The organism is Aliihoeflea sp. 40Bstr573, assembly GCF_024105655.1.
Classification (GTDB): domain Bacteria; phylum Pseudomonadota; class Alphaproteobacteria; order Rhizobiales; family Rhizobiaceae; genus Aliihoeflea.
This window is the reverse complement of record NZ_JAAAMH010000002.1, coordinates 225,337-248,664: the sequence shown is the minus strand read 5'-3', so window position 1 is coordinate 248,664 and position 23,328 is coordinate 225,337. Positions and strand designations below refer to the sequence as shown.

General features: G+C 62.2%; 36 protein-coding genes and 1 tRNA gene. 8 read left to right on the top strand and 29 right to left on the bottom strand.

The genetic code is table 11. From position 1 onward, the window contains the following. Window positions 1–96: 96 nt before the first annotated feature. A complete protein-coding gene (locus GTK01_RS04505; protein WP_252924654.1) occupies window positions 97–552 on the top strand; it encodes a phasin in 456 nt (151 codons plus the stop codon). Window positions 553–861: 309 nt separating this feature from the next. After that, window positions 862–938, top strand: a tRNA-His gene (locus GTK01_RS04500). A 324-nt stretch (window positions 939–1,262) separates the two neighbouring features. Here the strand turns inward: GTK01_RS04500 and GTK01_RS04495 are convergent. Next, window positions 1,263–1,679: a twin-arginine translocation signal domain-containing protein gene (locus GTK01_RS04495; RefSeq protein ID WP_252924653.1), complete on the bottom strand. Its 417-nt coding sequence runs from the start codon at window positions 1,677–1,679 to the stop codon at window positions 1,263–1,265. After that, entirely contained in the window at window positions 1,679–2,224 is a 546-nt protein-coding gene (locus GTK01_RS04490) for a hypothetical protein (protein WP_252924652.1), read from the bottom strand. The genes GTK01_RS04495 and GTK01_RS04490 overlap by 1 nt, the downstream gene beginning before the upstream one ends. A gap of 525 nt (window positions 2,225–2,749) precedes the next feature. On the opposite strand from GTK01_RS04490, the gene GTK01_RS21040 reads away from it, so the two are divergent. From GTK01_RS21040 to GTK01_RS04470, 5 genes are all read left to right on the top strand, one after another. After that, window positions 2,750–2,971 (top strand): helix-turn-helix transcriptional regulator, encoded by a 222-nt coding sequence (locus tag GTK01_RS21040; protein ID WP_371924266.1) that lies wholly within the window; start codon window positions 2,750–2,752, stop codon window positions 2,969–2,971. Further along, window positions 2,958–3,257 carry a hypothetical protein gene (locus GTK01_RS04485; protein WP_252924651.1) on the top strand — a complete coding sequence of 100 codons (300 nt, stop codon included), beginning with the start codon at window positions 2,958–2,960 and terminating at the stop codon, window positions 3,255–3,257. The genes GTK01_RS21040 and GTK01_RS04485 overlap by 14 nt, the downstream gene beginning before the upstream one ends. After that, window positions 3,254–3,475, top strand: coding sequence for a hypothetical protein (locus tag GTK01_RS04480; RefSeq protein ID WP_252924650.1), 222 nt, complete (start codon window positions 3,254–3,256; stop codon window positions 3,473–3,475). The genes GTK01_RS04485 and GTK01_RS04480 overlap by 4 nt, the downstream gene beginning before the upstream one ends. Before the next feature lie 32 nt (window positions 3,476–3,507). Continuing rightward, window positions 3,508–3,720 carry an AlpA family transcriptional regulator gene (locus tag GTK01_RS04475; RefSeq protein WP_252924649.1) on the top strand — a complete coding sequence of 71 codons (213 nt, stop codon included), beginning with the start codon at window positions 3,508–3,510 and terminating at the stop codon, window positions 3,718–3,720. Window positions 3,721–3,784: 64 nt separating this feature from the next. After that, complete coding sequence (locus tag GTK01_RS04470; RefSeq protein ID WP_252924648.1) at window positions 3,785–4,114, top strand: DUF982 domain-containing protein; 330 nt, start codon at window positions 3,785–3,787, stop codon at window positions 4,112–4,114. A 517-nt stretch (window positions 4,115–4,631) separates the two neighbouring features. Here GTK01_RS04470 and GTK01_RS04465 read toward each other — a convergent pair. From GTK01_RS04465 to GTK01_RS04450, 4 genes are read right to left on the bottom strand one after another with little or no spacing between them, the layout of a single operon-like run. Beyond that, window positions 4,632–4,937: a hypothetical protein gene (locus GTK01_RS04465; RefSeq protein WP_252924647.1), complete on the bottom strand. Its 306-nt coding sequence runs from the start codon at window positions 4,935–4,937 to the stop codon at window positions 4,632–4,634. Further along, window positions 4,921–5,379, bottom strand: a complete 459-nt coding sequence (locus GTK01_RS04460; RefSeq protein WP_252924646.1) for a hypothetical protein — start codon at window positions 5,377–5,379, stop codon at window positions 4,921–4,923. Before GTK01_RS04460 ends, GTK01_RS04465 begins: the two co-directional genes overlap by 17 nt. After that, the gene (locus tag GTK01_RS04455; protein ID WP_252924645.1) at window positions 5,379–5,582 is read right to left on the bottom strand and encodes a hypothetical protein; all 204 of its coding nucleotides are present in this window, start codon (window positions 5,580–5,582) and stop codon (window positions 5,379–5,381) included. The genes GTK01_RS04460 and GTK01_RS04455 overlap by 1 nt, the downstream gene beginning before the upstream one ends. Window positions 5,583–5,586: 4 nt before the next feature. Next, window positions 5,587–6,249: a hypothetical protein gene (locus GTK01_RS04450; protein WP_252924644.1), complete on the bottom strand. Its 663-nt coding sequence runs from the start codon at window positions 6,247–6,249 to the stop codon at window positions 5,587–5,589. 131 nt (window positions 6,250–6,380) lie between these two features. Here GTK01_RS04450 and GTK01_RS04445 point away from each other — a divergent pair, with 131 nt between their 5' ends. Then, complete coding sequence (locus GTK01_RS04445) at window positions 6,381–6,575, top strand: hypothetical protein (protein ID WP_252924643.1); 195 nt, start codon at window positions 6,381–6,383, stop codon at window positions 6,573–6,575. Between the two features lie 85 nt (window positions 6,576–6,660). On the opposite strand, the gene GTK01_RS04440 is transcribed toward GTK01_RS04445, so the two are convergent. From GTK01_RS04440 to GTK01_RS04330, 23 genes are all read right to left on the bottom strand, one after another. Continuing rightward, window positions 6,661–7,119 (bottom strand): hypothetical protein, encoded by a 459-nt coding sequence (locus GTK01_RS04440; RefSeq protein ID WP_252924642.1) that lies wholly within the window; start codon window positions 7,117–7,119, stop codon window positions 6,661–6,663. Between the two features lie 11 nt (window positions 7,120–7,130). Then, window positions 7,131–8,483, bottom strand: a complete 1,353-nt coding sequence (locus GTK01_RS04435; protein WP_252924641.1) for a hypothetical protein — start codon at window positions 8,481–8,483, stop codon at window positions 7,131–7,133. Then, on the bottom strand, window positions 8,483–8,686 hold the full coding sequence (locus GTK01_RS04430) for a hypothetical protein (RefSeq protein WP_252924640.1): 204 nt from the start codon (window positions 8,684–8,686) through the stop codon (window positions 8,483–8,485). Before GTK01_RS04430 ends, GTK01_RS04435 begins: the two co-directional genes overlap by 1 nt. A 19-nt stretch (window positions 8,687–8,705) precedes the next feature. Continuing rightward, a complete protein-coding gene (locus GTK01_RS04425; RefSeq protein ID WP_252924639.1) occupies window positions 8,706–9,158 on the bottom strand; it encodes a hypothetical protein in 453 nt (150 codons plus the stop codon). Continuing rightward, on the bottom strand, window positions 9,158–9,565 hold the full coding sequence (locus tag GTK01_RS04420) for a hypothetical protein (RefSeq protein ID WP_252924638.1): 408 nt from the start codon (window positions 9,563–9,565) through the stop codon (window positions 9,158–9,160). The genes GTK01_RS04425 and GTK01_RS04420 overlap by 1 nt, the downstream gene beginning before the upstream one ends. Window positions 9,566–9,606: 41 nt before the next feature. Continuing rightward, window positions 9,607–10,080, bottom strand: a complete 474-nt coding sequence (locus GTK01_RS04415; RefSeq protein ID WP_252924637.1) for a hypothetical protein — start codon at window positions 10,078–10,080, stop codon at window positions 9,607–9,609. Further along, entirely contained in the window at window positions 10,080–12,632 is a 2,553-nt protein-coding gene (locus tag GTK01_RS04410; protein ID WP_252924636.1) for a phage tail protein, read from the bottom strand. The genes GTK01_RS04415 and GTK01_RS04410 overlap by 1 nt, the downstream gene beginning before the upstream one ends. Before the next feature lie 6 nt (window positions 12,633–12,638). Beyond that, complete coding sequence (locus GTK01_RS04405) at window positions 12,639–13,034, bottom strand: hypothetical protein (protein ID WP_252924635.1); 396 nt, start codon at window positions 13,032–13,034, stop codon at window positions 12,639–12,641. Continuing rightward, window positions 13,031–13,621 carry a DUF2163 domain-containing protein gene (locus GTK01_RS04400; RefSeq protein ID WP_252924634.1) on the bottom strand — a complete coding sequence of 197 codons (591 nt, stop codon included), beginning with the start codon at window positions 13,619–13,621 and terminating at the stop codon, window positions 13,031–13,033. The genes GTK01_RS04405 and GTK01_RS04400 overlap by 4 nt, the downstream gene beginning before the upstream one ends. Continuing rightward, window positions 13,618–14,265 (bottom strand): hypothetical protein, encoded by a 648-nt coding sequence (locus GTK01_RS04395; RefSeq protein ID WP_252924633.1) that lies wholly within the window; start codon window positions 14,263–14,265, stop codon window positions 13,618–13,620. The genes GTK01_RS04400 and GTK01_RS04395 overlap by 4 nt, the downstream gene beginning before the upstream one ends. Next, window positions 14,265–16,172: a phage tail length tape measure family protein gene (locus tag GTK01_RS04390; RefSeq protein WP_252924632.1), complete on the bottom strand. Its 1,908-nt coding sequence runs from the start codon at window positions 16,170–16,172 to the stop codon at window positions 14,265–14,267. The genes GTK01_RS04395 and GTK01_RS04390 overlap by 1 nt, the downstream gene beginning before the upstream one ends. 223 nt (window positions 16,173–16,395) lie before the next feature. Continuing rightward, window positions 16,396–16,545, bottom strand: coding sequence for a hypothetical protein (locus tag GTK01_RS04385; protein WP_252924631.1), 150 nt, complete (start codon window positions 16,543–16,545; stop codon window positions 16,396–16,398). After that, window positions 16,545–16,949: a gene transfer agent family protein gene (locus tag GTK01_RS04380; RefSeq protein ID WP_252924630.1), complete on the bottom strand. Its 405-nt coding sequence runs from the start codon at window positions 16,947–16,949 to the stop codon at window positions 16,545–16,547. Before GTK01_RS04380 ends, GTK01_RS04385 begins: the two co-directional genes overlap by 1 nt. Then, the gene (locus tag GTK01_RS04375) at window positions 16,949–17,404 is read right to left on the bottom strand and encodes a phage tail tube protein (RefSeq protein WP_252924629.1); all 456 of its coding nucleotides are present in this window, start codon (window positions 17,402–17,404) and stop codon (window positions 16,949–16,951) included. The genes GTK01_RS04380 and GTK01_RS04375 overlap by 1 nt, the downstream gene beginning before the upstream one ends. Before the next feature lie 30 nt (window positions 17,405–17,434). Beyond that, window positions 17,435–17,827 (bottom strand): DUF3168 domain-containing protein, encoded by a 393-nt coding sequence (locus tag GTK01_RS04370; protein ID WP_252924628.1) that lies wholly within the window; start codon window positions 17,825–17,827, stop codon window positions 17,435–17,437. Continuing rightward, window positions 17,824–18,270 (bottom strand): HK97-gp10 family putative phage morphogenesis protein, encoded by a 447-nt coding sequence (locus tag GTK01_RS04365; protein WP_252924627.1) that lies wholly within the window; start codon window positions 18,268–18,270, stop codon window positions 17,824–17,826. The genes GTK01_RS04370 and GTK01_RS04365 overlap by 4 nt, the downstream gene beginning before the upstream one ends. Next, window positions 18,270–18,626 carry a head-tail adaptor protein gene (locus GTK01_RS04360; RefSeq protein ID WP_252924626.1) on the bottom strand — a complete coding sequence of 119 codons (357 nt, stop codon included), beginning with the start codon at window positions 18,624–18,626 and terminating at the stop codon, window positions 18,270–18,272. The genes GTK01_RS04365 and GTK01_RS04360 overlap by 1 nt, the downstream gene beginning before the upstream one ends. Beyond that, window positions 18,610–18,789 (bottom strand): hypothetical protein, encoded by a 180-nt coding sequence (locus tag GTK01_RS04355; RefSeq protein ID WP_252924625.1) that lies wholly within the window; start codon window positions 18,787–18,789, stop codon window positions 18,610–18,612. Before GTK01_RS04355 ends, GTK01_RS04360 begins: the two co-directional genes overlap by 17 nt. 9 nt (window positions 18,790–18,798) lie before the next feature. Beyond that, window positions 18,799–19,134 (bottom strand): head-tail connector protein, encoded by a 336-nt coding sequence (locus tag GTK01_RS04350; RefSeq protein ID WP_252924624.1) that lies wholly within the window; start codon window positions 19,132–19,134, stop codon window positions 18,799–18,801. A 1-nt stretch (window position 19,135) separates the two neighbouring features. Next, on the bottom strand, window positions 19,136–19,657 hold the full coding sequence (locus tag GTK01_RS04345) for a hypothetical protein (RefSeq protein WP_252924623.1): 522 nt from the start codon (window positions 19,655–19,657) through the stop codon (window positions 19,136–19,138). A gap of 14 nt (window positions 19,658–19,671) precedes the next feature. Next, on the bottom strand, window positions 19,672–21,021 hold the full coding sequence (locus GTK01_RS04340; RefSeq protein WP_252924622.1) for a phage portal protein: 1,350 nt from the start codon (window positions 21,019–21,021) through the stop codon (window positions 19,672–19,674). Between the two features lie 2 nt (window positions 21,022–21,023). Next, window positions 21,024–21,260: a hypothetical protein gene (locus tag GTK01_RS04335; protein ID WP_252924621.1), complete on the bottom strand. Its 237-nt coding sequence runs from the start codon at window positions 21,258–21,260 to the stop codon at window positions 21,024–21,026. 64 nt (window positions 21,261–21,324) lie between these two features. Beyond that, on the bottom strand, window positions 21,325–23,325 hold the full coding sequence (locus tag GTK01_RS04330) for a phage major capsid protein (protein WP_252924620.1): 2,001 nt from the start codon (window positions 23,323–23,325) through the stop codon (window positions 21,325–21,327). Window positions 23,326–23,328 lie beyond the last annotated feature (3 nt).

The window sequence follows — 23,328 nt, the reverse complement described above, 5'->3', positions numbered from 1 at the left end:
TTGCATCGCACAAAAATTCACTGTATAAAACTCGGAACAAACCAGCGGCCCGGACCCAACGGACAATGGCCGCATCAACCTGAAAAGGGACAGCGCATGACCAAGACTGCTGCCAAGACCGCAGAGGGCATGGAAGCCGCTGCATTCGACGCCTCCCAGGCCACCGACCAGTTCCGCGCCTTCGCCGAAAATGGCATGGAACAGTCCAAGCAGGCCTACGAAAAGCTTCGCTCGAACGCCGAATACGCCCAGAAGTCGCTGGAATCGACCTTCGAAACCGCCAAGCAGGCCGGCAGCGAAATGTCGAGGAAGTCGCTTTCCGCGATGCGCACCAACACCGAACTGGGCTTCGCCCATGTCGAGGCGCTGATGCAGGCGAAGTCGATCTCGGAGATCATGGAACTGCAGACCGCCTTCGTGCGCAAGTCGATCGAACTTGCCATGGAGCAGGCCAAGGATTTTCAGGCCGCCTCCACCAAGGCGACCGAAGAGGTCATGAAGCCGATGAAGGACGCTTTCGAGAAGTCCGTGAAGGAACTCGAAGCCGCCTGATGCATTGTTGAGACAAGTTCCTCGGCGCGCGGATACCTCCTCCCATCCGCAGCCGGGCACCGGAGCCGCCACCTCCTCCCGGCGGCAGCCGGAAAAAGGAAAGGCCGGGATCCTCCCCCCGGCCTTTTTCCTATTTGGGGATAGCTGATTTCGGCTCTTTCATGCCGGTTTCGACATGTCGGATCAGCGACAGGGCAGCTTCCCTTTCGACAGGTCTTTTTGCACAGTGCCCCCGCATTCGCGCTTGAAATCAGGCCTGAATGCCCGTAATAGCCTGCCCAGCCAGTTGGTCGTGCGCCATATGGTCTTGCGGTTGTAGCTCAGTTGGTTAGAGCGCCGGATTGTGGATCCGGAGGTCGCTGGTTCGACCCCAGCCAACCGTACCATTCTTTTCCTTAGCGAAATCAACGACTTGATTGCTGGATGCACCGCCCAAAGGGGCCGAGCATGTCGCGTCTATGTTGCATGTTGCTACCATTGAATTTCAATGGTTTACCGTAGGCCACGGCAAGTCCATGCAACATGCAATGCAACATGCAGGCTGTTCGCGGCGCGTCGCAAGGTGTTGCCATGGTGGCAATACCTCCAAGGGCGTGCATGACACACGCACCCTGTAAGTCGTTCTCGCTCGAATATCTGGCGTTTTCTCTGGTGAACCTCGGGTCGAACCTCTGGTACCCCGGCCACGAATGCAGCCGGGGCAGGTCCGTTCAGACGGCGAACGCGCCCTGTTCGTCCCAGAGTTCTTGATGGGTATTGTGAATGATGGCACGAGAGGTCCGACCGCTATATCTCATGCCGGACACGAGGATCATCGCTGCCGAAGCGCCGTCTTCGAGCAACAAGCGTTCCAGTTCCATCATGTGCCACAAGGCTTGATCGCGGGGCGATCTCTTGTGTTCATAGAGGTTCCGAAAGTGCACAGGCATCACGTCACCGTCTGCCCGTACCCGCAACTCCCAGCGCCCGCCCATCTTGTCGTCCCAATGGTGCATGAGCGACGAGGCTTCGTCAGCGAGTGCATGCAGACGCTCGACGGGGTGAACGTCGGACAGAGCGGGCGCTGCAGCGACGACGCTGGCGATCCCGGTTGCGGTAGTTCCGCGAAGGAAAGAACGCCGATCCATTATGCGACCCTCCCAGTGAGCAGTTGCTTTGCCATCACGGCGCCGCTGCCAGTAAAGCCATAGCCGCAGGGGCCGCTCTCGTCCGGGTCCATGCCGGACATTAACAGCGCCGGATTGTCGGCGCCTTGGCTGCATCGTTCCGACCAGCCGAGAAAGTGCTCGGCCTGATCGCCGTCGTCGTCGCGCTCGTCGTCGCCTTCGCGGTCGTCGGTAGTCTGTCCTCGCACAACACCCATGCCGTGCGACTCGGTCCAGCCCAGAAGCGGCTCTTGCTCGTCTCCGCTCCATTCTTCGTCGCAGTCGTCGGCTTCAAGATCGACTTCCCCGTTGGGGGCGATAGTGCCGCAAAGCGACGGTTCGTCGTCCGCGCCATCTTCTAGGTCGCAGTCAGTGTCCATCGCGTCCAGCTTGTCGATAAGCCGTTCAATTGTCGTTGCGATGCAAAGCCGGTCGTTGGCCTTGAGTGTCAGGAATAGGAAATCGCCCTCTTTGCTGAAAAGAGGCTCATGAAGGGACAGGCCCTTGGTGTTCTGAAAGATGGTCATCTTGGCTCTCTCGGTTTGGAACCGGCTTCTCACAGCCGGCGGCAACGGCGCCTCTCACAGCGGGTTACCTGCATCCGTGGCGGACGGATAGCCGGGGGGTGAGAACCTGCCGAGAGACAGGTCGAACGCTTTTAAGGGGTTACCCTCTGGACAGCACGCTCGCCCCCGGCCATATTGAGCCGGTTGGAGCCGCGCCGCCAAGCGCGTCCATGGTTTCCCGAAAGCGGGAAACTTTCATCCGAGCTTCCTCGCCAAAGGAAGCATGACCCCGCCAAGGGTCGTATCGGAGATATCTCGGTCCGGGTTCTCACACCCACCGGACACGCTGCCCTGATTTGGTTAAATTTGCAAGAACGCCCTAACGGGCGACGGCTTGCTTCGCCTTCCGTCGGCATGAACGAGGGCAGGGGCGACCACAACCGAACGGGTGTGGCCATGATGGCCATACCTTCAAGCGCTCGGTTGTGACAGGACGTAAGTGTGAGATGGCTTGCGCATTGAGACCCGGCGCGTCAGCATCGCCGGATGCAAACGGATGATGAGACCCCTAACGTCTTCACACCCTTGACGCTTGCAAAGCGCTGGGAATGCTCATCCAAACACGTCCGCAACCTGATCAACAAGGGCCAACTCCCTGGGTTCAAGCTAGGAGGCAAGCTCTTCCGGATAAGGACGGCCGACGTCCTAGCCTATGAAGACGCGCAACGTGTTGCCGTGACGAAGCGGGAAGGCCATGACGATTTCTGACGATGAACCAATGACGCTTGCTGAGGCCTGCGAGACGGTGTTTCGCGGTCACATCAAGCCAGCGACGTTGAAAGCTGAGGCGGCGCGGGGCCGTCTGGTGATCGAGCGCATTGGGCGGCGAGATTTTGTGACGAGGAGAGCCATCAAGGAAATGCGCGAGCAGTGTCGGGTCACTTTAGGCAACCAGAACGAAAGCCAGAACGATTTTGAGCCATCGCGCGCTGAAGTTGCGAGCGCTACGGCCTATGCATCAGCACGGGCGCTCAGGGCTATGAAGAAGCCATGACTAAGCGCATGTCGATTACGTCGACCCAAGTAGCGGCGATCTGCCGTGGCGCGGCTAGGGAGGGGTTCATAGCCGAGTTGGTCATCGATGGCGTAACTGTGAGGCTGCTGCCCGAACATTTGGCAAGGCCTGATCAGAAGCCCGTTAAGAGCAAGCCGACACCCGAAGAGCTTCTTGAGGATTTCTTGGCTTCGCAAAAAAAGCGAGGCTACTTCTGACGTCCGACCCTTACGCATACCCACCGCGCGGAATGCGACGCCCCGAGGCCGCGCGCTATATCGGCGTCAGCATCACTAAGTTCGATCAGATGGTCAGCGACGGGCGGATGCCGAAGCCGAAGCGCATCGAGAGCATCGTCGTCTGGGATCGCGTGCAGCTCGACGCGGCATTCACCGACCTGCCGAACCAGCCCGAGAACATGATCGACGAGCTTCTCCAGCGCGGCTCTAGATCGAAGAGTTAATTCCCCCGGCTGCAACCTCGCGCAGCTAACCGCATTGAGTCGCGTTCGATAAGAGGGCATCGTGATGGACGAAGGGCGCTTTGATCAGCCCGTGCGCGTTTTCGCCGAGAAGCGCGGCAACATCGCCGACACGGTTACGACCACGGTCCAGGCGGCGGACATCCTGCTGCACCGTTGGCCTGGCGATCCCGGCGCCCGAAAGCATCTCGCCGCGCGCAAGGCGTGCATCGCGGTTCTGGAGGGGCTTAAAGAGGCGCGGGCCGCTCGGCTGGCTTTCGAAGCGGCTGCGAAAGAAGCCGACATCCTCGCGCCCTCGATTACGCCAATCAGCAAGAGCGAAGGTCCGCCGCTATGGCGCAGTGGTCGACGGCAAAGGCTCAAGCGCGACCAGTAGCTCACTCGTCGCGCCATATGATGCGCCGCACCCACTTGATGCTGTCGATCCGTCGCAGCTTGATGGTCTGCCTATCAGCCGCTGATAGCCTTTGAACGTCCACGCGGAGATGATCACGTGTGCTGCATCGCTCGCATTTCATTTTTCGGTCAACCATGTGGGTCGGCAGGTCGCCCATGAGGCGGATGAGGTCACCGGGATCGTAGTACCTCTTGACCGCACACGCGCTGCACCGGACGAGCACGATTTGCCCGAACTGGTGTGCATCCGAAAGCGTGTAGACGTCGCGACCCATGAGAACGGATTGAGAACATCCGGATGGGCGAGTCAAGTTGGAGCGATAGAGAGTCGCCAAACAAAAAAAGCCCGGCGGTGTGGCCGGGCTGAGTGTGGAGAAGTTGGCCGGCTGTCGACGACCAACGTGAGAACCATGCGCTTGAGCCGGACTGTCGTCTTGGGTCTAAAGCCGCGCAGCATGGGGCCAAGCATCGCGGCTCTGGTGGTGGCAGAGTGGGTGCTAGCGCTGCGGCCTTGGCTTCTGAGTATGGCCGCGACGCTCGGCTTCATCGATCCGCTCTAGAAGCTCATCCAACCGATGATTGATGCCCGAGGTGTTCTTATCCGTCAGCGCATCCGCAATGCGCTTCACTTCTGCAATAAGTCGCTCCATCTGGTCTCTCTCGCCAAACCCCAGCCCCACACCGGCGATGATAGCCTCGTTTTTCGGAGGCTGCTTTGGTTTATCCAGATACTGCTTCAGGGCGGCAAGAGCGAGAAGCAGGCCATAGACTGCGTGCACCCATAGGTCATTTGTGAATTCCATGTCCTGCCCGCTTATGCACTTTGTCGGACAGCCCCGCTTCGCCCGCAGCACGCACGGCGTTGTAGCTATCCAACAGAAGGAGGAACGGGTAGACGGCTAGGCCGGTCGATACTGTCCCGGCTTGAATGAACCCGATGGTGATCTGGAACCAGAAACCACATGCGATGAAAGCGCCGAGGGCGCGCAAGTGCGGCGAGCGCCGCCACGCCCCGTTCACCAGCAGCATGAGAAGTCGCAAGGCAGCGGCATAGAGGCAAAGCGTGGCCCAGGTTTCCTGGTCGGCAAGCTCTGCCATCTTCGCGTAGGAAGCCCCTGTTGCGAACAGGTCTTCGTTGATCGTGAGGATGACCGACCACCCCATGAGCATTCCCGACAGCGCCCACTCTGAAGCGCGTGCCGGGAAAGTCTCTCGGAATGACGTTTTCAGGTGGGCGAAAATCATCAGTAGAGACCGCCCGACGGCTTCTTGTTTGGGATCAGCCAGACAAGCAGAGCGCCGAGGCCACCGAGGACAGCCGTCACGGTTGCCTCATCAAGCGCCAGGTCGATGCCCGAGTAGATGTTGATGAACTGCGCAATTGCCAGAACGACGGCAGTCCAGAACTTCGCGGCCCGGAACAGGCCGAACATTGCAAGCAGTGGCATGTGATTACCCTTTCGAGAACAGGTTGCGGAAGAACGATGCGAGCGCGGCCCAGAGGCTTCGCGCAGGCGCAGGGACGGGGTCAGGGCGCGGGGCTGGGATTGGAGCGACGGACGGAAGTTCACGGCCTGCGGCCTTCGCGCGGTCAATCACGGCCTCTAGCGTTGCCGGCGCGACAAGAGCCTTGTTGAGCGCGTCGCCAGAATAGTACGACTGCCCGCGCTTGAGTTGCTGGTGAGCGCCCTTGGTGGCAGCGAGGACGGGGAACGAAGCCCACTCCATCGCCAGCCGCTTGCCAAACTCGGTACGGCTGATCTTGCCGGCCATGAACTCTTCATAGCCACGGCGCTTGAGAAGATGGTACGCTAGGCGGTCCTGCAAATCAGGGTCCAGAACCTGAGTGCCACGCAAGCCGAGTTCCGTGGCAAGGCCTTGGAGTGTGGCGCGCATGAACTGGTAACCGCCCGTCGCGCTCGACTTGAACAACCGCGTCCAGTCCCGCTGCGCATCGATAATCTCGCCAAGCGTCATGCTGGTGACAGGCTTCGGCAACTTGCCCTGATTGTGCCCGTAGATGATGTCGTATCCTTCGCGGCCTTCCGTGCCGACTTCGATCAAGCGAACGAAGTCGAGCAGGATGACCGCTCCGGCTGGAACGGTGCGGTCCATCGTATTTCCTTCTCAGTTGTGGGGAGCGGCGCTAGGGAAGGACGCCGTGTCCTTTCCCCCGGTGCGGCCGGGTGATTGAAGGTTTAGGAGATGACGGTAGGATCGGCGCATGAACCCGATGGAGGGATGCAATGACCGAAGACTCAGACGAGCACGAATTTCATGTTGTCGATGTCGAGATCGGCGACGTGCCCGAAACGGATGTCGTTGCCGTCACACTGACCGATGCGCGGGGCGGCCGCGTCCGACTGCATCTGAACAGCGATATGGCTGTGCTACTTCGCGAACGACTTTCTGCAGCGATCGACAAACGCGCCGGGCCGTAGCGCATGAACCCCTACATCGCGGCGGAGCTCTTGATCTGCGCAGGGCTGATGGTCGTGATGGCGCTCTATGGCATTACGCCTGCGGTCATGCCGTCGAGGCGGGCCACCCAATAGCGGGCAACTCGCGGACAAAATCCTCCACGCTCGGCTGCTCGCGTTCACCCGCCATCACCTTGTCGAGCTCGGCATAGGCGTAGAGCCAAACCTGATCGCGCCAGGCGATGAAGGCGACAGCCTCGTCCGACCATTGCGCGATCGTGCTGTCCTTGTAGCTGGCGAGCGAGTTGCCGTTGTCATAGCTGCGGGACTGCGCCGTCGCATCGACATGACGCTGGATCGCGCGGCGATAGTCGTCCTCGGTCGCCGGCGCGGGTTCGGGCGCTTCAGGCGGGTGGAATTTCGACCCGTCATAGGTCCAGCCAATCTGAACGCCATGTCCAAGCTTCCACTGATGGTAGTCAGGCCAGTTGCGCGGCATGTTGCCGTCAAACAGCGCCACGTCGGCGACGACGCCGTCTTCGATCCGGCAATAGGTCTTACCCATGGTTGGCTCCATCAGAATGCGCAGAATTCGGTGACGAGGACGAAGCCGGCGCGCCCGGCACCGCCATTGATCGTGGCGCTCGACTGGAACACGCCGCCAGGACCGCCGCCCGCTCCATAGCCCCGACCCGGCTCGCCGGGCGATCCGATGTTGTGGCGCCCGCCTGCGCCAAACCAGCTATCGGCACCCTTGCCGCTGTTGACGCGGGTAATCGATCCGGTGTTGCCGACGACTGTATTGCCGCCTGTGCCCGACGAACCGGCTTCGACATAGTCGGCGCTACCAGAGGCGCCGCCATGACCGCCAGGCGACGTTGTACCTGCACCTGTCGCAATGCCGCCACCGAGGCCGCCGGGGCAGGACAGGACACCATCGACGCCGGTTGTCCCACCGTTGGAGCCGTCACCGTTGACCCCTGCCGTTCCGCCTGCACCTCCGCCGCCGATCGTAATCGCTGTTGATGCGTTCAATTGCGAGCGCAGGCGCACCGAACGGCCATAGCTGCCGGACCCGCCGCCAGACCCAATGGTAAGGTCGAGCGTGTTGTCGCTGCCGCAACCGCCGCCACCGCCGCCGCCGACGGCCTCGAAGATCGCAAACAGCATTCCCGGATGCGGGACATAGGCGCCGGATGCAGCGAACTGCTGATAGCGCACCACGTTGACGCCACCCAACGGCACATAGGATTTCCAGGTGGCATCGTGCTTCGAGCGCTGGAAGGTGTGCTGCGTCGCGATGCCGAGACGGTAGACCTCCGAGACGATTTGCGTCACGCGGGCCGGACCGCCCGTGGTGATGATCGTCCAGCAGCGCGGCGTGGAGTCTCCACCGGAAAGCTGCGGGAGATTGGCCGCTGCTGCCTGTCCGTCAGTGCCCTCCCATCGCGTGAATGAGCCGAGCGCTGCATCATTCGCGTTGGTGATGAAGACAGCCGATGAGCCGACACCGAGATCGTCAAGACCGATCAGGCCGCGCACGGCCGGTCCATCAGCTACCGCCATCTGACCCGCGCCGGTGAAGTACGGGAGCAAGCCCTCCGCCCCGACCAGATCGGCAAATGCCGACACGTTGCCGCTGGTCAGCCGATCGATGATCTTCTGAAGCTGTTGAGGAAGCCCGGCGTCGTAGGGCGTGTGCATGATCGAGTAGGGACCGTTGGCCTGGCTGGGACCGGGCCACGGATAGGCCAGAGTGACGGCAGCAGGACCGGGTATGGCCGCGATCGGAATGCCGAGGCCCACATGCGAGCCGAAGAGGTCGCCGACGCGCACGCCGGCCAGAGACCCGGCGTTCTGGAAATTGACGTCGACACCGCCGTTGGAAACCCCGGCTGTGCCCGTCGTGTAGAAGCTGTAGGTGGGCATCAGGCGTCGTCCTTCTCATAGGCGGCGAGACGGGCTTGAAGGCGCGCGACCTCGCCTTGAAGGCGCCGGACCTCGTCGGCCAGCAAGAGTTCGCTTGTCTCGGCGCCATTCGAACGGCGCTGGAAGACGCCGGCGACGGGATCAAGCGCAATGCGCGATGGGCCGGGCACGGCTTCGCCACCCGATTGGTTCGGTTCGGTCATGTTGGGTTGTCCTGTTGGATTAGGCCATCGTGTTGTCGAGAACCCAGTATCGCCAGTTATTGGCGGGGGAGCCGAAATTGAAGGTGGCACCGCCCGGCGTCACTTCACTCGGCCGGCGCACATAAAGGGTGAAGCCGGTCGTACTGATGTAAACGCTGTAGTAGGACCAGTTGCGCAGCACCGTCGACTCGAAGCGCTGGTCAATCCACGGCGTAATATCGAGTCCGCCATCCCCCAAGACCCCGCCAACCAAGACGATGGGCGGTTGAGGGAACGTCTTTCCGAAGCCGTGGGATGCGACCCTGAAGTTGCCATATGGCGCGCCCTCGCCGAGTGTCACGGTTCCAGTCTGGAACAGTCTGGCCGCAACGAACTCCGGGTCGAAGAACATATGCTGCGGCGGGGCAGTGTTGGCATCATATCCCGGCTTTGCGATCCTCGGCCCGCGATTGTCGATAACGGCGCGGGGCATTAGTCAGCCTTTCTTGTCAGAACGACATAGGCACCTTGCGGGGACAGTCTCGCGCCGGTCTGTTTCGTGAAGGTCAGCGTGAGCGACGACGCACTGATCGACCAGGAGACGTAGCCGGCTTCAACGTCAAACCCATCGGCATTCGTGCCGGCCCCTTCGGACAGCGGGCCGGGGAAGCAGATCAACCCGTTTGACAGGCGCGGATACACCACGATGTCGGGCACATTTCCAACGAACGGGAACGGGACGTTGACGCTTTCTTGCCGGACGTCTCGCCCGGTGAACCCGGCAAACGGGCACGCGACGAACTGGTAGAAAAACGGTTGCGCGAACAGAAAGCTTTCGTGAAGCAGAAAGCGGTGCGCCGGCGCGCTGTTGACGTCATATCCAGGAGGGACCACGCGCATGATCGGCGATCCCGAAAGGCGAATGCTTGCACGATGAGCCATCAGAGGGCGGCCCTATAGACGATGTACCTCACGAAAAGACGGTATTCGTCGGTTCCCGAGTTGGTGTGCAGCCTCATCCTCAGACCGTTCGAATACACGAATACTTTAGGCCCCTCATTGTTGGGCGCTCCCAGCGGGGCGGACACGCCACCCGACTGGCCCCGGAACGTAAACCGCCATTCTGTCGTAGAAAGACCGATATTGGTTGTGGCGCGCGGGCTCGATGGATGACCCATGAACTGGACCATCGCCAGTGGCGTGAACCCAAGATCAGACCATGACGCGATATAGCCGTCGATCGGCGTTTGAACGTCGACCACGCCCGACGTATAGACCGAGAGCGCGCCGATGTTCTCGCTGTCGAAGATGACCTGATTTGGCGGCACACCCATGTCGTTGGCGTCGTATCCGGGCCGCACGAAACGCATCCGCTTCGCCCCGCCGATATCCTTGATAAAGCCCCGGTTCGCCATCAGTCGTACCAATCCAGGCTGCCGGAGGCGAGATTGATGACCATGCGGCTGTCAGGAGACCTGATAATGCCAGCCGTGATCTGGTTCACCCGTGTGGCGTTCATCGTCAGCACCCCGTCTTGGAAGATGAACGGGTAATCGTCCTGAACGCCGTTCGTGATGATGAACTGACCCGCCACCACGACCACACGGCTCTGCCCGCCCGAGACCTCAATGAACATCGCTGCTGATGACCAGCTGTCGCCCGATCCCACGCGCGCCTGCACGCCGAAGCTTGCCCAGCCGCCAATGCCCGTTCCGCCTGCCTGCGCGCGAATGGTGAGGATCGACTCGACCCCATCGACCTGCGTCGAAAGTTCCTGGATGGATTGGGCGTTCGCCGTCACCCGTCCATCTACAATCTCGATTTCGCTAGAAAGCAGGTCGATGGCACTGGCGACCGTCGTGTCCAGTTCGACCTGTACCTCTTCGAGACGCTGCGCCAGAACTTGATCTTCAGATCGAAGGACGATGACCTCTTCTGACCAGGCCGCACGGTTCGATTGATCGGCCAGAACGATTTCCCGCCGGAGAACCTGACGGTCGGCATCACGCGAGGCCATATCGTCCAGCTCGGCAAGCGCATTCAGCCGCGCCCGCTCGATCGCCTCACGCGCCCCACCGCTCGACCATTCGAGAAGCCGGGTCGTGTTTTCGTTGGCCTCCTCGACCACGCCATCAAGATAGATCGTGAACGGCCCGGTGACGGTTGCCGTCGTCACCCACGGCGTGAAGGTCTTGAACCGATCCGGTCGTGTCGTGATGGTGGCGCGCGCGGTATAGAAGCGGCCCGAGACGACGTTCTTCGTCGTGATATATTCCCCGGCCTCGACATCGGCCGTCGCGTCCTCGAACACGTTGGTTGTGCTAGGGGCAGCATCGGCCACATACAGGAACCGAACGCTCGTGATCGTCGGGTCTTCCGGCGGTGTCCAGGTGAAGCGCAGCGCAGGCACCTGATACCCTTCCGCCCCTTGGATCATGCCGACTTCGACGGCGAAGTTCTGGACCGTCGAAAGCACCGACGGATTGATCGGCGGGGTCGAGGGCAGAACGATCGGGCCAGGCTCGATGCCGCCTTCCGAATAAATGTCCGCGCCCGTCTCTGCCAGCACCAGCGTGAGGTTGAACGCCTCGTCGCACTGCCATTCACGGACCAGCCACGTCCGGCCCTCGAACGTGACCCACTCGCCTTCCTGCACCCGCAGCCCGAGCCGGCGCGAGACGGGCACCGTTGCCGAGCCGCCCTTGCGGTTCTGGCGATAGCGGATCGACAGCAGATACTGTGCAATGTCGGGGTCGGAAACCTGGAGGAAGTCGTTCGAGGTCTGCCGCGTCCTGCCGTCAGCGGCGATATCGGCATTGACGTAGACCGGCTTCAGGCTGGCCGGGTTCCACTGGTCCTCTTTCGAGATGAATTGGCCCGACAGGTGATTGTAGAGGTCGAACGACGACTTGCGCAGCTGGACCTGTTGCGCGCGATCGGTCGGGATGTCGTCGGCCGTGATGGCGGCAACCGGGATCTGCGGCGCACCGACGAGGACGCCGGACAGGCCGCGACGGTTGAGGCCATAGCCCGCCATCGCGTCATCGAACTCTTTCAGCACCTCCGTATGATCATCATCCGAGACGACATAGAGCGCAGCCTGATAGGTCGGCTTGCCGTTGCGCGGCGTGTCGCAGACGTTCATCGCCGCGAAGTAGGTGCCGAGGTCGAGCTGCCCGAGCGACTTGCCTTCGCCGATCAGCGTACGCGACGAGATGAGGCCGCGCAGCCCGAGCTGGTAGTTGAGCCGCTGGATAGCCGGGTTCTGGCTGAACTCCCACGTCGCGGCATTGTCGAGGCGGTGCGCACCCGAGCCCCCCGCGACGGTCGAGTCCTTGCGCGGATCGTAAAGGCGAAGCCCGCGCAGAATGAAGCCGATGTCGGGAACGCCCTGCTCGAACAGCGCCTCGTCATACTCGCGCTCGACAATGACATAGGCCATGCCGGCGCAGGTGCTGGTCGCCTTCCATGGCGTGCCGGAAGACGACGAGACGGAGACGAGCCTGCCATCGGCAGCCTGGCCCGGCCGGCCGTCATAGAAGCGGATCGTCAGCTTCTCGCCGAAGCCGGAGACCTGGTAGCGGGCGACCTCGTTGGAGACCGTCGCAGTCGGGATCAGGACGTGCCGTTTGCCGTAGAAATAGACCTCCGGCTCCAGCCCGTCGCACCAGCCGTTGGACAGGATGAACAGTTCGGCATTGTATTTGTTGCCGCTGCCCCACTTCGCATAGTAGGCGCGCTGGCCCTTCACGAGACCGGTGCCGAACATCGCGCCGACCGGCACGTTGCCGCCGAACTGCACCTCACCCTGGACGGCCGTGTAGCTCCGTTTCTTCGGTCGCGTCAGGTAGCTGACGAGCAGGTTCGCGCCGAATGCCAGTGCTCCCGAGATGACGGTTGCCGCCAGTGCCGAGCCAGCAAAGAGCGCTCCGGCGATAGCACCGCCGATAGCCGTAAAGATCGCCATGAATGCTTATCCCGCGCGGAAGGCCGCAGTCACGGCGGTGATGTCGTAGGTGGCCGGGCCGCGCTCTGTCTTGGTCAGGAAGCGCGCGCCGAGACAGACGCCAAGATGCTCTGCGCTGCCGACCTGGAGCACGACGAGGTCGCCCATGCGGGCCATTGCCGGCGCGCAGGGTTCCAGATGCGTTTCCATCAGCGTGACGAGGCTCTTGTGCCCGAGACGGCGGAGAACGCGCTGCGCGCCCTTCAGCGTCGAATAGCGGCCCGCATATTGCGTGATGATGCCCTTGGCACCGAGCGCTGTCGCAACGCGCAGGCCCATCAGGAAGCAGTCGGACTTGCCGACGACGTACGGCTTGGCGAGTTCCCTGGCGATGACGGCCTCGACCTTCTCGAAGCGTGTCATCCTTGCCTTTGCCCCCATTCAAGCGGCCATTGCGCATTGACGGCCACGTATTCCAGGCTCGTGTCGTTGGCGGAGTTGTCGAAGTTCTGCTCTGCCGGTGAGCGCTTCACCAGCGTGGCCCCGCGCGCGGATCGGCCGGGCGGCTGAAGATCAATCGAGATCGTCAGCGTCCGTTCGCCGTTCTCGCCCGCCGCGCCCTTCTGGTAGGACACCTGATCGATTTCGTAGATGGACGAGGCGAGGATGCCGAGCACCTGGTCGGTGACAGGGTCGCCCGCCAGATGCGCGATGATGACGGGCGCGTTCTGGTACTCGTAGCTCTCCAGCGTAGCGATTGCGTCGTCGGGGTTCGCCGTTGGCACATTCGAGAACACGATCGTGCGCGTCGTCACCGCGACGCCGAGCGCCGAGTTCATGCCGCCCGTCTGCAGCCATCGGTTCGGGTAGTAGACGAGCCCGTTGTAGGTATAGAGCCGGCCGCCACGGTGATAGCCGACGCTCTTGCCGGGCAGGTCGAACCGGATCAGGTCGAAGCGCTTGATCTGCCCACTGTCGAGCGCGGCCTCTACGGATGGGTCAAGGCTCATGAGAAGAATACCTCAGTTGCCGAAAAGCCAATGCCGCGCGCGGTCTTCTGCCTATTGGCGGACCAAGAGCCGCCGTCGATCTGCGCGAGGAAGGCCGGCTTTTCGAAATTGGCCGTGAGCGGCAGGGTGAACACACCGGCGTCGAGGTTCATGCGGATCGGCAGCGTGACGACGCCCCCAGCGCTGGCCTGCACGTCAGCACGTACGCGGTGAAGCGAAACGAGCGTGTCCGACTTCCGCACTTCGACATAGTCGGACACGCGGAACTGGAAGTTCGCCGGCAGCCCGGAGACGGTCACGCTGTTGAACGTGCGCGCCGTGATCGTCGCCGTGCCGTCGAAGGCGCCGCCACCCGCGCGTGTCCCTGCCAGCGGCCCCTTCAGATATTCCAACGGACGAGGCCGTGTCGTGTCGAAAGCGCGAAACGTCTCGCCCGCCTCGATGTCCATCATGAAGGCATCGGCCTCGCCCAGATGCGCCAGGTGCGGCGTGGGCGTCGAATAGCTGGCCACCCAATAGGGCGTCATCGATACCATCGCCTCCGAACGCCGCCCCTCCATGTAGGAGACACCCTTGGTCACGATCGGGTCGAAGCGTTGGGTGATCAGATCGAACCCGGCAAAGGAAGGCATCTCGATCGGCATCAGTTGCCACCATTCTGGCGCCAGTTCGCGAGCGCCTTGTTGTTCTGCTCGACGACCTGGACGCTGACGCCCTCGGCCTCTGTCCGCACAGTCGTCCGGAACATCGGCCCCTCTTCATTGATGATGCGAAGCGTCACGGCGCCCGTCTCGGCCCCAGACGCAGGCAACCGGGCAGGCGAAGGCGCAAGTCGGACAGCCCCGCCGTTCTCATAGCCGCGAAGCCCACGGCGCATCGCCTCGACGACACCGACGCCACCGGCCCGAGCGATATCGCGCTGGGACCAGACGACTTCGCCCTTGTGGACGACGCCTGCCGGGGTGCGACGGCCTCCGGGCCCGGTATAGCCGCCGCTGTCGAACAGATACTTGCCCGATGCCGACAACGCGTTCCAGTTCGTGCCGCCGCCACCGCCGCCGAAGAGCGCAGACAGGATACTGCCGCCGCCGCCTTTCATGCTCATCAGCTGCTGGGCGACACTCAGTAGGATCGACAGCAGTTCTTCGGCCTCGATCTTGCCATCGGCCATCGCCGTCATGAGGCCGTTGATCGCGGTTTCGCCCGCGCGCTGCAGCTGCTTGTAGGCTTCCTCCTGGTTCTTCAAAGCCTCGCGCTGGGTATAAGTCGCCTCGACCAGCGTCATGATCTGCTGCGCTTCCTCGTCGGTCGCAGCTGTGCCGGCGCGTCGCAAGGCGTTTGCCTTTTCCTTCTCGACGGCCGTCATGCCGATCAGCGAGCGCTCGAATTGCAGGTTCTCGATCAGATCCTGGACGGCATCGCGCTCGCGTTGCGCTTCGGCAGCCGCCTTGTCGCGGGCGCTCTTCGCCGACCGATCTGGCTTAGCCGGGGCTTCAGGATCAGGAAGGTATCGGCCACGCCAGTAGTCGTCTTTCTCGATGCTGCGGGGATCGCTGCCTCGGCCCCCGCCGAATTCGCTGTAGGGAATGCCACCTCGATCGTTCAGCGCCGAAATGCTGCTATCTGCCGCGTTGGCTCGATCCGCCACATCCTGCAATTGACCAGCAAGAATAGCGAGCGCATCAGCAAAGCCGGTAGCGTCGCCTACGCCAAGCTTCATCGTCTCGTTCAAGGCGCTCTGTACAAGCTCCGCGTCTTCCGCATCGGCGGTGCCTGCCTCAAGCTCTTCCCTCAAATTGCTGAAGGCGTTCCGAAGTTCGGTTATCGCAGGCGATTGAACACCAGCCTCTTGCAAGGCCGATGAGTATTCTGCCATCGCTGCATTGATACCATTCACGGCGTCTTCGAGCGGCTGGTAAAGAGCTTCGCGAAGGTTGTCGCCGGCCGTTATGCGGTCAGTCTGCTCCTGGATGCGCTGAAGCTCATTCGCATACTCACGCAGTTCCGGAACTGCGTCTCCCCAAGTATCCGCCACGCGCCGGATAAGATCGACCTGGCGCTTTAGTGACTCTTCTGACTGAGCCCCGTCGTCCATCATGGACGCGAAGTACTGAACGGCAGCGCCGCCGAGACCTATGACGGCGATAGTCGCCAACGATACGGGGTTCAACAGCGAGGCAAAGGCGCCCCCGAGCATTGAAACTGCACCACGCGCTCCCGCCTGACCGAGCACTTGGTTGATCTGCGCGCCTTGTTGAACTGCAATTAGGAAAGGCGACTGACCCCCTGCGAGCTGGACGCCGATATCGTTAAACTGCGCCGCAAGATTGGCCGTCTCGAAGCGCGTACGGCCAATCGCCTTCGTGGCCTTGTCGATGCCGGGAACGCCTTTGCTTCCCACACCGGCCAATGCATTTTCAGCGCGCGCCGCATCCTTTTCGATTGACGTGAAAGCTTTGCTGGAGTCGTTTCGTGCTTTCGTCAGCGCTTTCTCGAGGCTAGAAAAACGAGCCTCGAAGACGGCCAGAAGTCGTTCAGCTTCAACTGCCATGGGGAGCCTTCATGGATAACTGGTTAAAGGCGTTGGTCGCCTTGGCATCTGTCGTCGTGATATCCGGCGGGGGGTACTTCGCCTGGTCTGGATACAGTGCAGCCGAGCAGGCAGAGGTGGCGGCGAAGGAACGAGCAACAGAGGCTCGATGCCGACAGGCAGAAGAGATGCGAGACCAACTCTCGGTGGTCTACGATCTCTGCTACGAGCAAGGGTACTACGACTAAGCCGACCCCATCGCCTTCTCGACAGCAAGATCGAACTCACTCTCGGATGGCGCCTTGTTTTCTTCCGAGCCGTGCGCTCGGTTCCAGCCACGAACACGCGCCGCCCATTGACCGAGCGACAGATCGCCGACATTGGCGACGTTCATCAGGCCGGCATTTGCATGGACTGCGGCGAAGTCGATGCGCTCGTACTCGCCGCTTCCTGTTCCCCCAGGTCGTCTTCCAACTCCTTCGAGTGGACGCGCTCCAGGCTGGCACGCAATATCGCCTGTGCCAGCGCGACGCTCTCGGTCAGCGGCCGCTCGTCGACATAGCGCTTGGTGAGCACACGAGCCTCAATCGGCTTCATGCCGCCACCGAGAAGCCCAAGCCGGATCGTCTCGGAGTAGTGCTTGAGCCGTGCCATCGGGATTTCCGACGCCATGGCTGCATGCAAAAGGAAGATCGACATTTCCGTCGTCGCCTCCAGTTCCTCGATCTGGTCCATCCCGAGGCGGAAGGTGTGATCTCCTCCCGCCCAGGTCAGATCGATCGCGCCGTGGCGGTTCATCAAGCCGCCGCCACGAACGGGGCGACTTCACCGGTCGACTGCAGCGTCAGCGTCACCTCAATCGTCGTCGACTTGTCGCCGCCGGTAATCTGGAACTGCGTCAGGTGGTAGGAACCGGTCCAGGAACCGCCGCCCTCGGCCGCCGTCGCGTTCACGGCAATCTTGACATTGCGCGGATCGGGATCGCGCAGCCAGGCGTCGTATTCCGCCAGATCGGCCTCATGAAGGCGACCGGCGCCGGAAATGTCACCGGACAGCGACACCTTTTCGCGCTGCATCCACGATACCGCTTCCGGATCCTCGCAGTCATAGGTTGGGAAGTCCTGCGTCTCGGCCTGGAGGTTGAAGGATCGATCCGTGTTGATCAGGCAGGGATGGGCGAAGACTTCGGGGTCTGCGCCATCGCCAACCTGGATTAGCAGCTTGGTGCCGCGCACCGCGAGCTTCTGTGCCATGTCAGTTTCTCCGTTGAAGATGTTGCCCGTTCAGGGCGCAAGAACCGGCTGCAACAGGTACCGGAATGTGATGACGCCGTGCGTCGTGAGCCCATCGGGATCATCGAGGATACGGGCGTTCTCGAACTCGCTGAGAATGATGTGATAGTCGGCAACGGTTAGATCAGCCGCGAGCGCCTTGCGGATCGCTTCGCCAACCTCTTTCGCCTCGTAGCGCCCGTCCGCCCGGCTCCAGACATGGAGGTCGACATAGACTTCGAATATGTCGGCGCACTGATCGCCATCATCGATGGACTGCTCGTCGCCGATTGCGACATAGGGAAACACGGCATTCGGCGGAATGCGGTCATAGATCCTGCCGCCGGTGATGTTCTGGGCGACAAGGCGGTCGCGGATGGCGTCCTGCAACTGGGCGCCGATCATCGAAAGGCCTTTTGCGCGCCTGTGCGGATGGCCCGCTGGATGCGCGACCTCGCCCGCTTCTTGTTCAGCCGGAACGCCGGATAGAAGAATGGATTGCGCGGCATGTCCTTGGTGCCAAACTCCTGAAGACGCGCATTCTGAAAGGGAACGCCGCGCGAATTCCTGACGATGGTGCTGGCATTGCCAGCGTACATCGTCACGGCGAGGCCAGTCTCGCCCTTCGCTGCACGCGCCTGGCTGACAATGCTTGCGCCAGCCGGTGCGCCGTCGAACGAATAGCCGATGCTCGCGGCGAGCTTGCCCTGCTTCTTCGGTGCCATACGCTTCATGATGTCCGTCGTCTCGTCGGCAGAGACATCGAGCGCCTTGCGGATTTCCTCACGCATGATGCGCGGCAGCGAGGCGAGCTGCGCCAGGAACTTGTCCTTGCCCTTGATCTCCATCAGGCAGCTACTCCGCTTTCGACCTGCAGATAGACCCACTGGCGATCGGTGACGGCATCGACGGCGTCGATCGAATAGACCGTTTCGACATCGTGACTGGTCACCCGCATGCGCCAATCTGTCGTGATCTTGCGCGTCTGCTCCGAAGAGCGGACATAGACGTGCAGCACCTGCCGCCCTTCAAGCCGTGCAGCAACGACGGCCTCGGACCCACCTGCCGGGCGAAGCGCTGCCCGACACGAGAAGACCGCACCGAACTCGCCGACACCGGGCGTTCCATAACGATCGGCACCTCGAGCATCGAAATGAGCGCGGTGGCGCAGCTCCTGCGCGACGGGTTTACTGCGAAGAGCCATCGTCGCCCTTTCGCGGCGCATCGACTTCATTGCCGGCGCCCGCCGCCACAGCAGCGTCGGCGCATTCACGGCGCACGGTGTATTCTTGGTCCGCCTTGTAGGCGATCGTCGTGTGCCGTGTCGGCTTCCAGTCGAAGTCGCGGATGAACTTCACGCGTGCCATGTAGGGCTCCTATGCCAGCGTCGGGCGGCGCATCATGCTCAGCATGGCGACGATCGGGTTCTTGGGATCGGGATGAGCGAGACCGCCGAGCAGGTCCATCTGGTCGGGATCGTACATGCCCTGCACGGCGATAAGGATGGCCTGGCGCACGGCCTTTGGCGCGGTGGCCTCGGTCCATGCTTCATCGGCGGCGTCCTTAAGGTAGCGCAGCACCGCCTCCTGCGCGGCGTCGATGTAGGCCGAGATCACGGCGTCATCCTCGTGGGGCAGCACCTGGCCGTCGCCATCATACTCAGCGATGCGCAAGGCCTGCTTGACGAAGGCGGTCGAGATCAGCTGCGCCATGTCAGTTCGCCTTCGCCGGTACGCCGACGCGGATAGGTTCTTTCGCGCCAGATGCGGCCACAGGCGCGCTCTTACCGTCGCGACCGCGTTTGACTGCCAGACGCCATCCCTTGCCACTGTCGGGTTTCTCTGCCGTCTTCTCCTGCGCGATCCAGAACGATCCGCCGTAGGTGACGCCATCGCCTGGCTCGTAGTCATCGCCGGCCTTGTAGACGCCCTTGTCGAGAACCACCGGCAACGTAAACGGGAACTCCTTCACCTGATCGCCTCGGGCAAAGCGGAAGGTAAAGCCGCGCGCGCCGTCATGCACGACGTCCAGGTCATCGAAGCCGAGGCCGTCAACACCGTCACGACCGTCCTTGCCATCCTGGCCCTTCTCTCCGTCCTTCGGGACGCGGAAGTCCTTCACGGTCTTCTCGACCGCCGCCATGCGGGCCGCGATCGGGTCGACCAGCCCCTCGGTGAACTCGCGAATGACGGGTGCGATGTGCCCCATCAGCGCGGTTATGTCGCCAATCTTCATTCGATCACCAGAGGTCAGGCCGCGAGGCCGAGTTCCTTGCGCAGCGCGGCGCGTGCGATGAGAGCCTTTTCCTCGTCCGACAGTTCCGGCTCGGGAGCGGGCAAGGCGACAGGAGGCGGGTTCGCGACGCCTTCGATGAGCTGCGCGTCACGCGCCTCGATGGCCGCAAGGCTGTGATCCTGCTGCTGGAGGTAGATCGTGCCGCCGCCCTTGATCTTGTCGAGACCGATCATCTGGCGCTGCTCGTCGAGCGTCGCCATGCCCTTGGACTTGGCCGCTACATCGAACTGCGTCGCCGTGTCCATGCGCAGCAGTTCCTTGGTGTCGAACATCGTGCCGATGCTGACCCCGTCCATGCCAAGGCCTTCGTCGAGGCAAAGCTCGATCGCCTCAATGAGCACCTGAAGGCAGGAGCTGTAATATTCCATGTTGCTCGCCTGGACGTTCGCCGTCGATGGCGGCGTGCCCATGCCGATCTTGTAGGGCGGCACGTGGTAGGTCGAGCAGACCACGTCGGCCGACCACTTCAACTGCTCGATAAGCTGGCTGTCGGTCGCCTTGGCCGAAACTGCGTGGTAGGTGAGCCCGCCGCCGACGACGGCAACCTTGCCCCGGTTTTTCCCGCCAAATTCTGTGTCGAAGTATTCCTTCAGACGGATGGCGTCGGCATCGTCGATCTCGTTTGCAGCCGACAGGATGCCGCCGGGCTGCGAGCCGTTTTGGAAGAACAGCGTCGAGTTGTTCTGGATCGCCAGCCCCTGCATCGAAGAGAGCCCACCGGCGAAGATCGGCGACGTGCCGATCAGCGGATGAAACATGCAGTTGAAGCGGTCGTGGATGATCTCGCGCGCCGGTACGGTGATCGTTTCGGGCATGCCGGCAAGCTCGTCCGTGCGCAGTTCGTAGAAGACCGACCCGTCCGTCGACACCAGGGGCGTGACGAGGTCCGGGTCGAGCACGTAGAGCCGCACCACAACGCCGCGCCCATCGCGCTGCTTCAGAACATAGGTGTTGCCCTTTTGGAGCTTGGACAGCACCCAGCTCTCGACGAACTGAATGCGTGTCTGAAAATGGTTCGGCTTGCGCAGCACCGGCGAATAGGCCGGGTTCGTTGTTTCCTTCCACACATCGTTGCCGAGGTGCTGTACAAGCTTCACCGGCAGCTTGGCGATGTCGGAAGCGATGAGGGTGCGGCAGGCGAAGTCGGCATGATTGGCAAGAACGCTGTCGTACTTGACCTCGACATTCTGCTGCCACGCGCCGGCATAGCTTTCGAGCACGGTGCGCCATGAGCCACGACGCGGCATCACGGGCGCAGGCGCAGCCTTCTGGCGCCTGCTGATGTCGAAGCCAAACAAACGCATGATCAGCCCTTCGCCTCGGCGATCTTCGCCTTGAGCGTTGCTGTATCCCAGCCGTGATAGGGGCGCTTGCCAACCTTGTCCTGATACTCGTCGCGCAGAGCCTTCAGGTCGTCGGGCTTTGCCTTTGGTGCAGTGTCGGCCCGCATGTCGGTTCGCTCATAGCCGAGACGGCCGAGAATGGTCGCATAGCGAGGATCGCGGGCACGAAGGGCGCGCGTCATATAGGACTGGCTTTTCATGATGCTCTCCTTCGGTTCATGAGAAGGGCGAGCCGAAACCCGCCCCTCGTGATGAGCCGAACGATTACGGCGTGACCGGCGCGGGATCGCCCCAGGTGATGTTGTCCATCCACGCGACCGCGCTGGCGCGGCGGCGTGCCCAGTTGATTGTGCGCTCGGCGCGGAACGCCACGCTGTTCGTCTGGAACATCGAGACAAGCTCGGCCGGTGTCGGCGTGTCCGAGTTGTGGGCCGGCGCGCTGTCCATCTCGAGCGATGCCTCGGTCGACATGGCGATCTCGACGCCACCGTCGTCCGCGAACCAGACATCCTCGGCATTCACCAGGGCGACGTAATCGCCGAGGTAGTTGGACACGATGACCGGCAGTTCGAAGAACGTGCCGCCCTGCATCGAAATGCCGGGGAATTCGCGCTGGCCGAGCGGGTTCAGCATCATCATGAGGCGCAGCGCATAGGTCGCGCCCATGATCCAGACGCCGGACTGCAGCGGGTTGTTGGCAGTCACGAAGTTCTGGATGATGGCCTGCACGTCCTCGCGCACGCCGTCAGCGCCCGTCGCGGTGCTGTTGGTCGTCGCGGCGACGCCGTTGAGGATCGAGCCGGGGCGCACGCCGGCAGTCGGCGCGACGGTCGGATCGATGAACGTCAGATCCTCGCGCTTCGCGATGGCCTTGGCCAGCGAGTTGCGGATCAGCACGTCCGACGACGGCGAGCTGTCGCGGATCAGTTCCATCGTCTGCACCGCGATGGTCGCGATCTTCAGCGGGCTCAGTTCCGTGCGGCCGGCCGTCATGCGGGTGAGCGGCTTGGCCTTGCCTTCACCGACCCAGTTCGCATCGCTCTCCGAAGCCTCACTGATGAGCGGAACGCGGAACGGGATGCGGGTCAGCGACGGGATGTTGCCGGTGCCGAAGCGACCGAGAACGGTCATCGGACGCAGGAATTCGACGAAGTCGGCAAAGCCGCCCTCGTTGCCGATGAGTTCAGACGTGTTGCTGGTCGTCATCGCAGAGACCGCAGCCTTCACGATGTCGATCAGGTCAGCATCGGTTTTGCCGTAGAGGCCTTCGGCAACGCTGACGATCGGCTGATGCGTCTTCGTCGCGATGGCGAGGCACTTAGCGTAGCGCGCGAAGCGGATGCCCTTGTCAGGCTCGTTCGCCTTCAGCGCGACGCCGGAGCGCAGCGCCGTTGCCTGGCTCGCCGTCTTGATCTGGTTGGCGATGACCGGCTTGGCATTGTTGGCCTGCGCCTTCTCCAGCGAGCGGAGACGCTTCAGGTCGCCGTCGATGGCGTCGAGCTCATCGGACAGGGTGTCGAACTCTTCCTGCTCGGCTTCGTCGGTGGAACGGCCCTCGTCGATGCTCTTCTGCATGACTTCGGCCATGCGAGCCGACTTGGCCTGGCGGGATGCTTCGAGAGCAGCGATCTGCTCGGCAATGGTCTTCATTTCGGTGGCCTCCTTCGGCCTCAGGTTCACAGGTTTGTGGGATTTCCCCGAGGCGCCGGGGGCAGGCTTCTTCGCAGGGCGCTCGATGGTGCCGGTCGCGGCTGGAGCGTTCGCGTCGAATTGCTTGATGACCGCGACACCCGTCGCGTCCATGTTCTTGATCGAGGTCATGATGGCTTCGGGCTGAGCCGGAATGGTCACGGCCGACAGTTCGAAGACCTCCGACTTGATGAAGCGGATGCCGCCATCGTCGATCCAGGCATATTCGATTGCGCGAAAGCCGATCGAGACAGCGCGGACGAGACCGATCTTGATGGACTGCCAGGCCTCGTCGATCCGGTCCTTCAACGTGCCGGGCTCGTCGATGGTCGGGATTTCCGCTTCGAACGTGATGCCTTCTGCAGTCGGCGTGTCGAACTTCACCGTGCCGATCGGCTGATGCGCGTCGTGCTGCCAAAGGAAGGCCAGCGGGTTGGAAAACTTCACACCCAGCGGCTCGACGATGTCGCCGACACGATCCGGCGTCGGCGTCGTGGCGATGCCGCGAATGATGCGCTTTTCCTCGTCGACCGCCTTGATGACCAGAGACGAGTAGGCGCGGCGCGTCACTGTCATGAC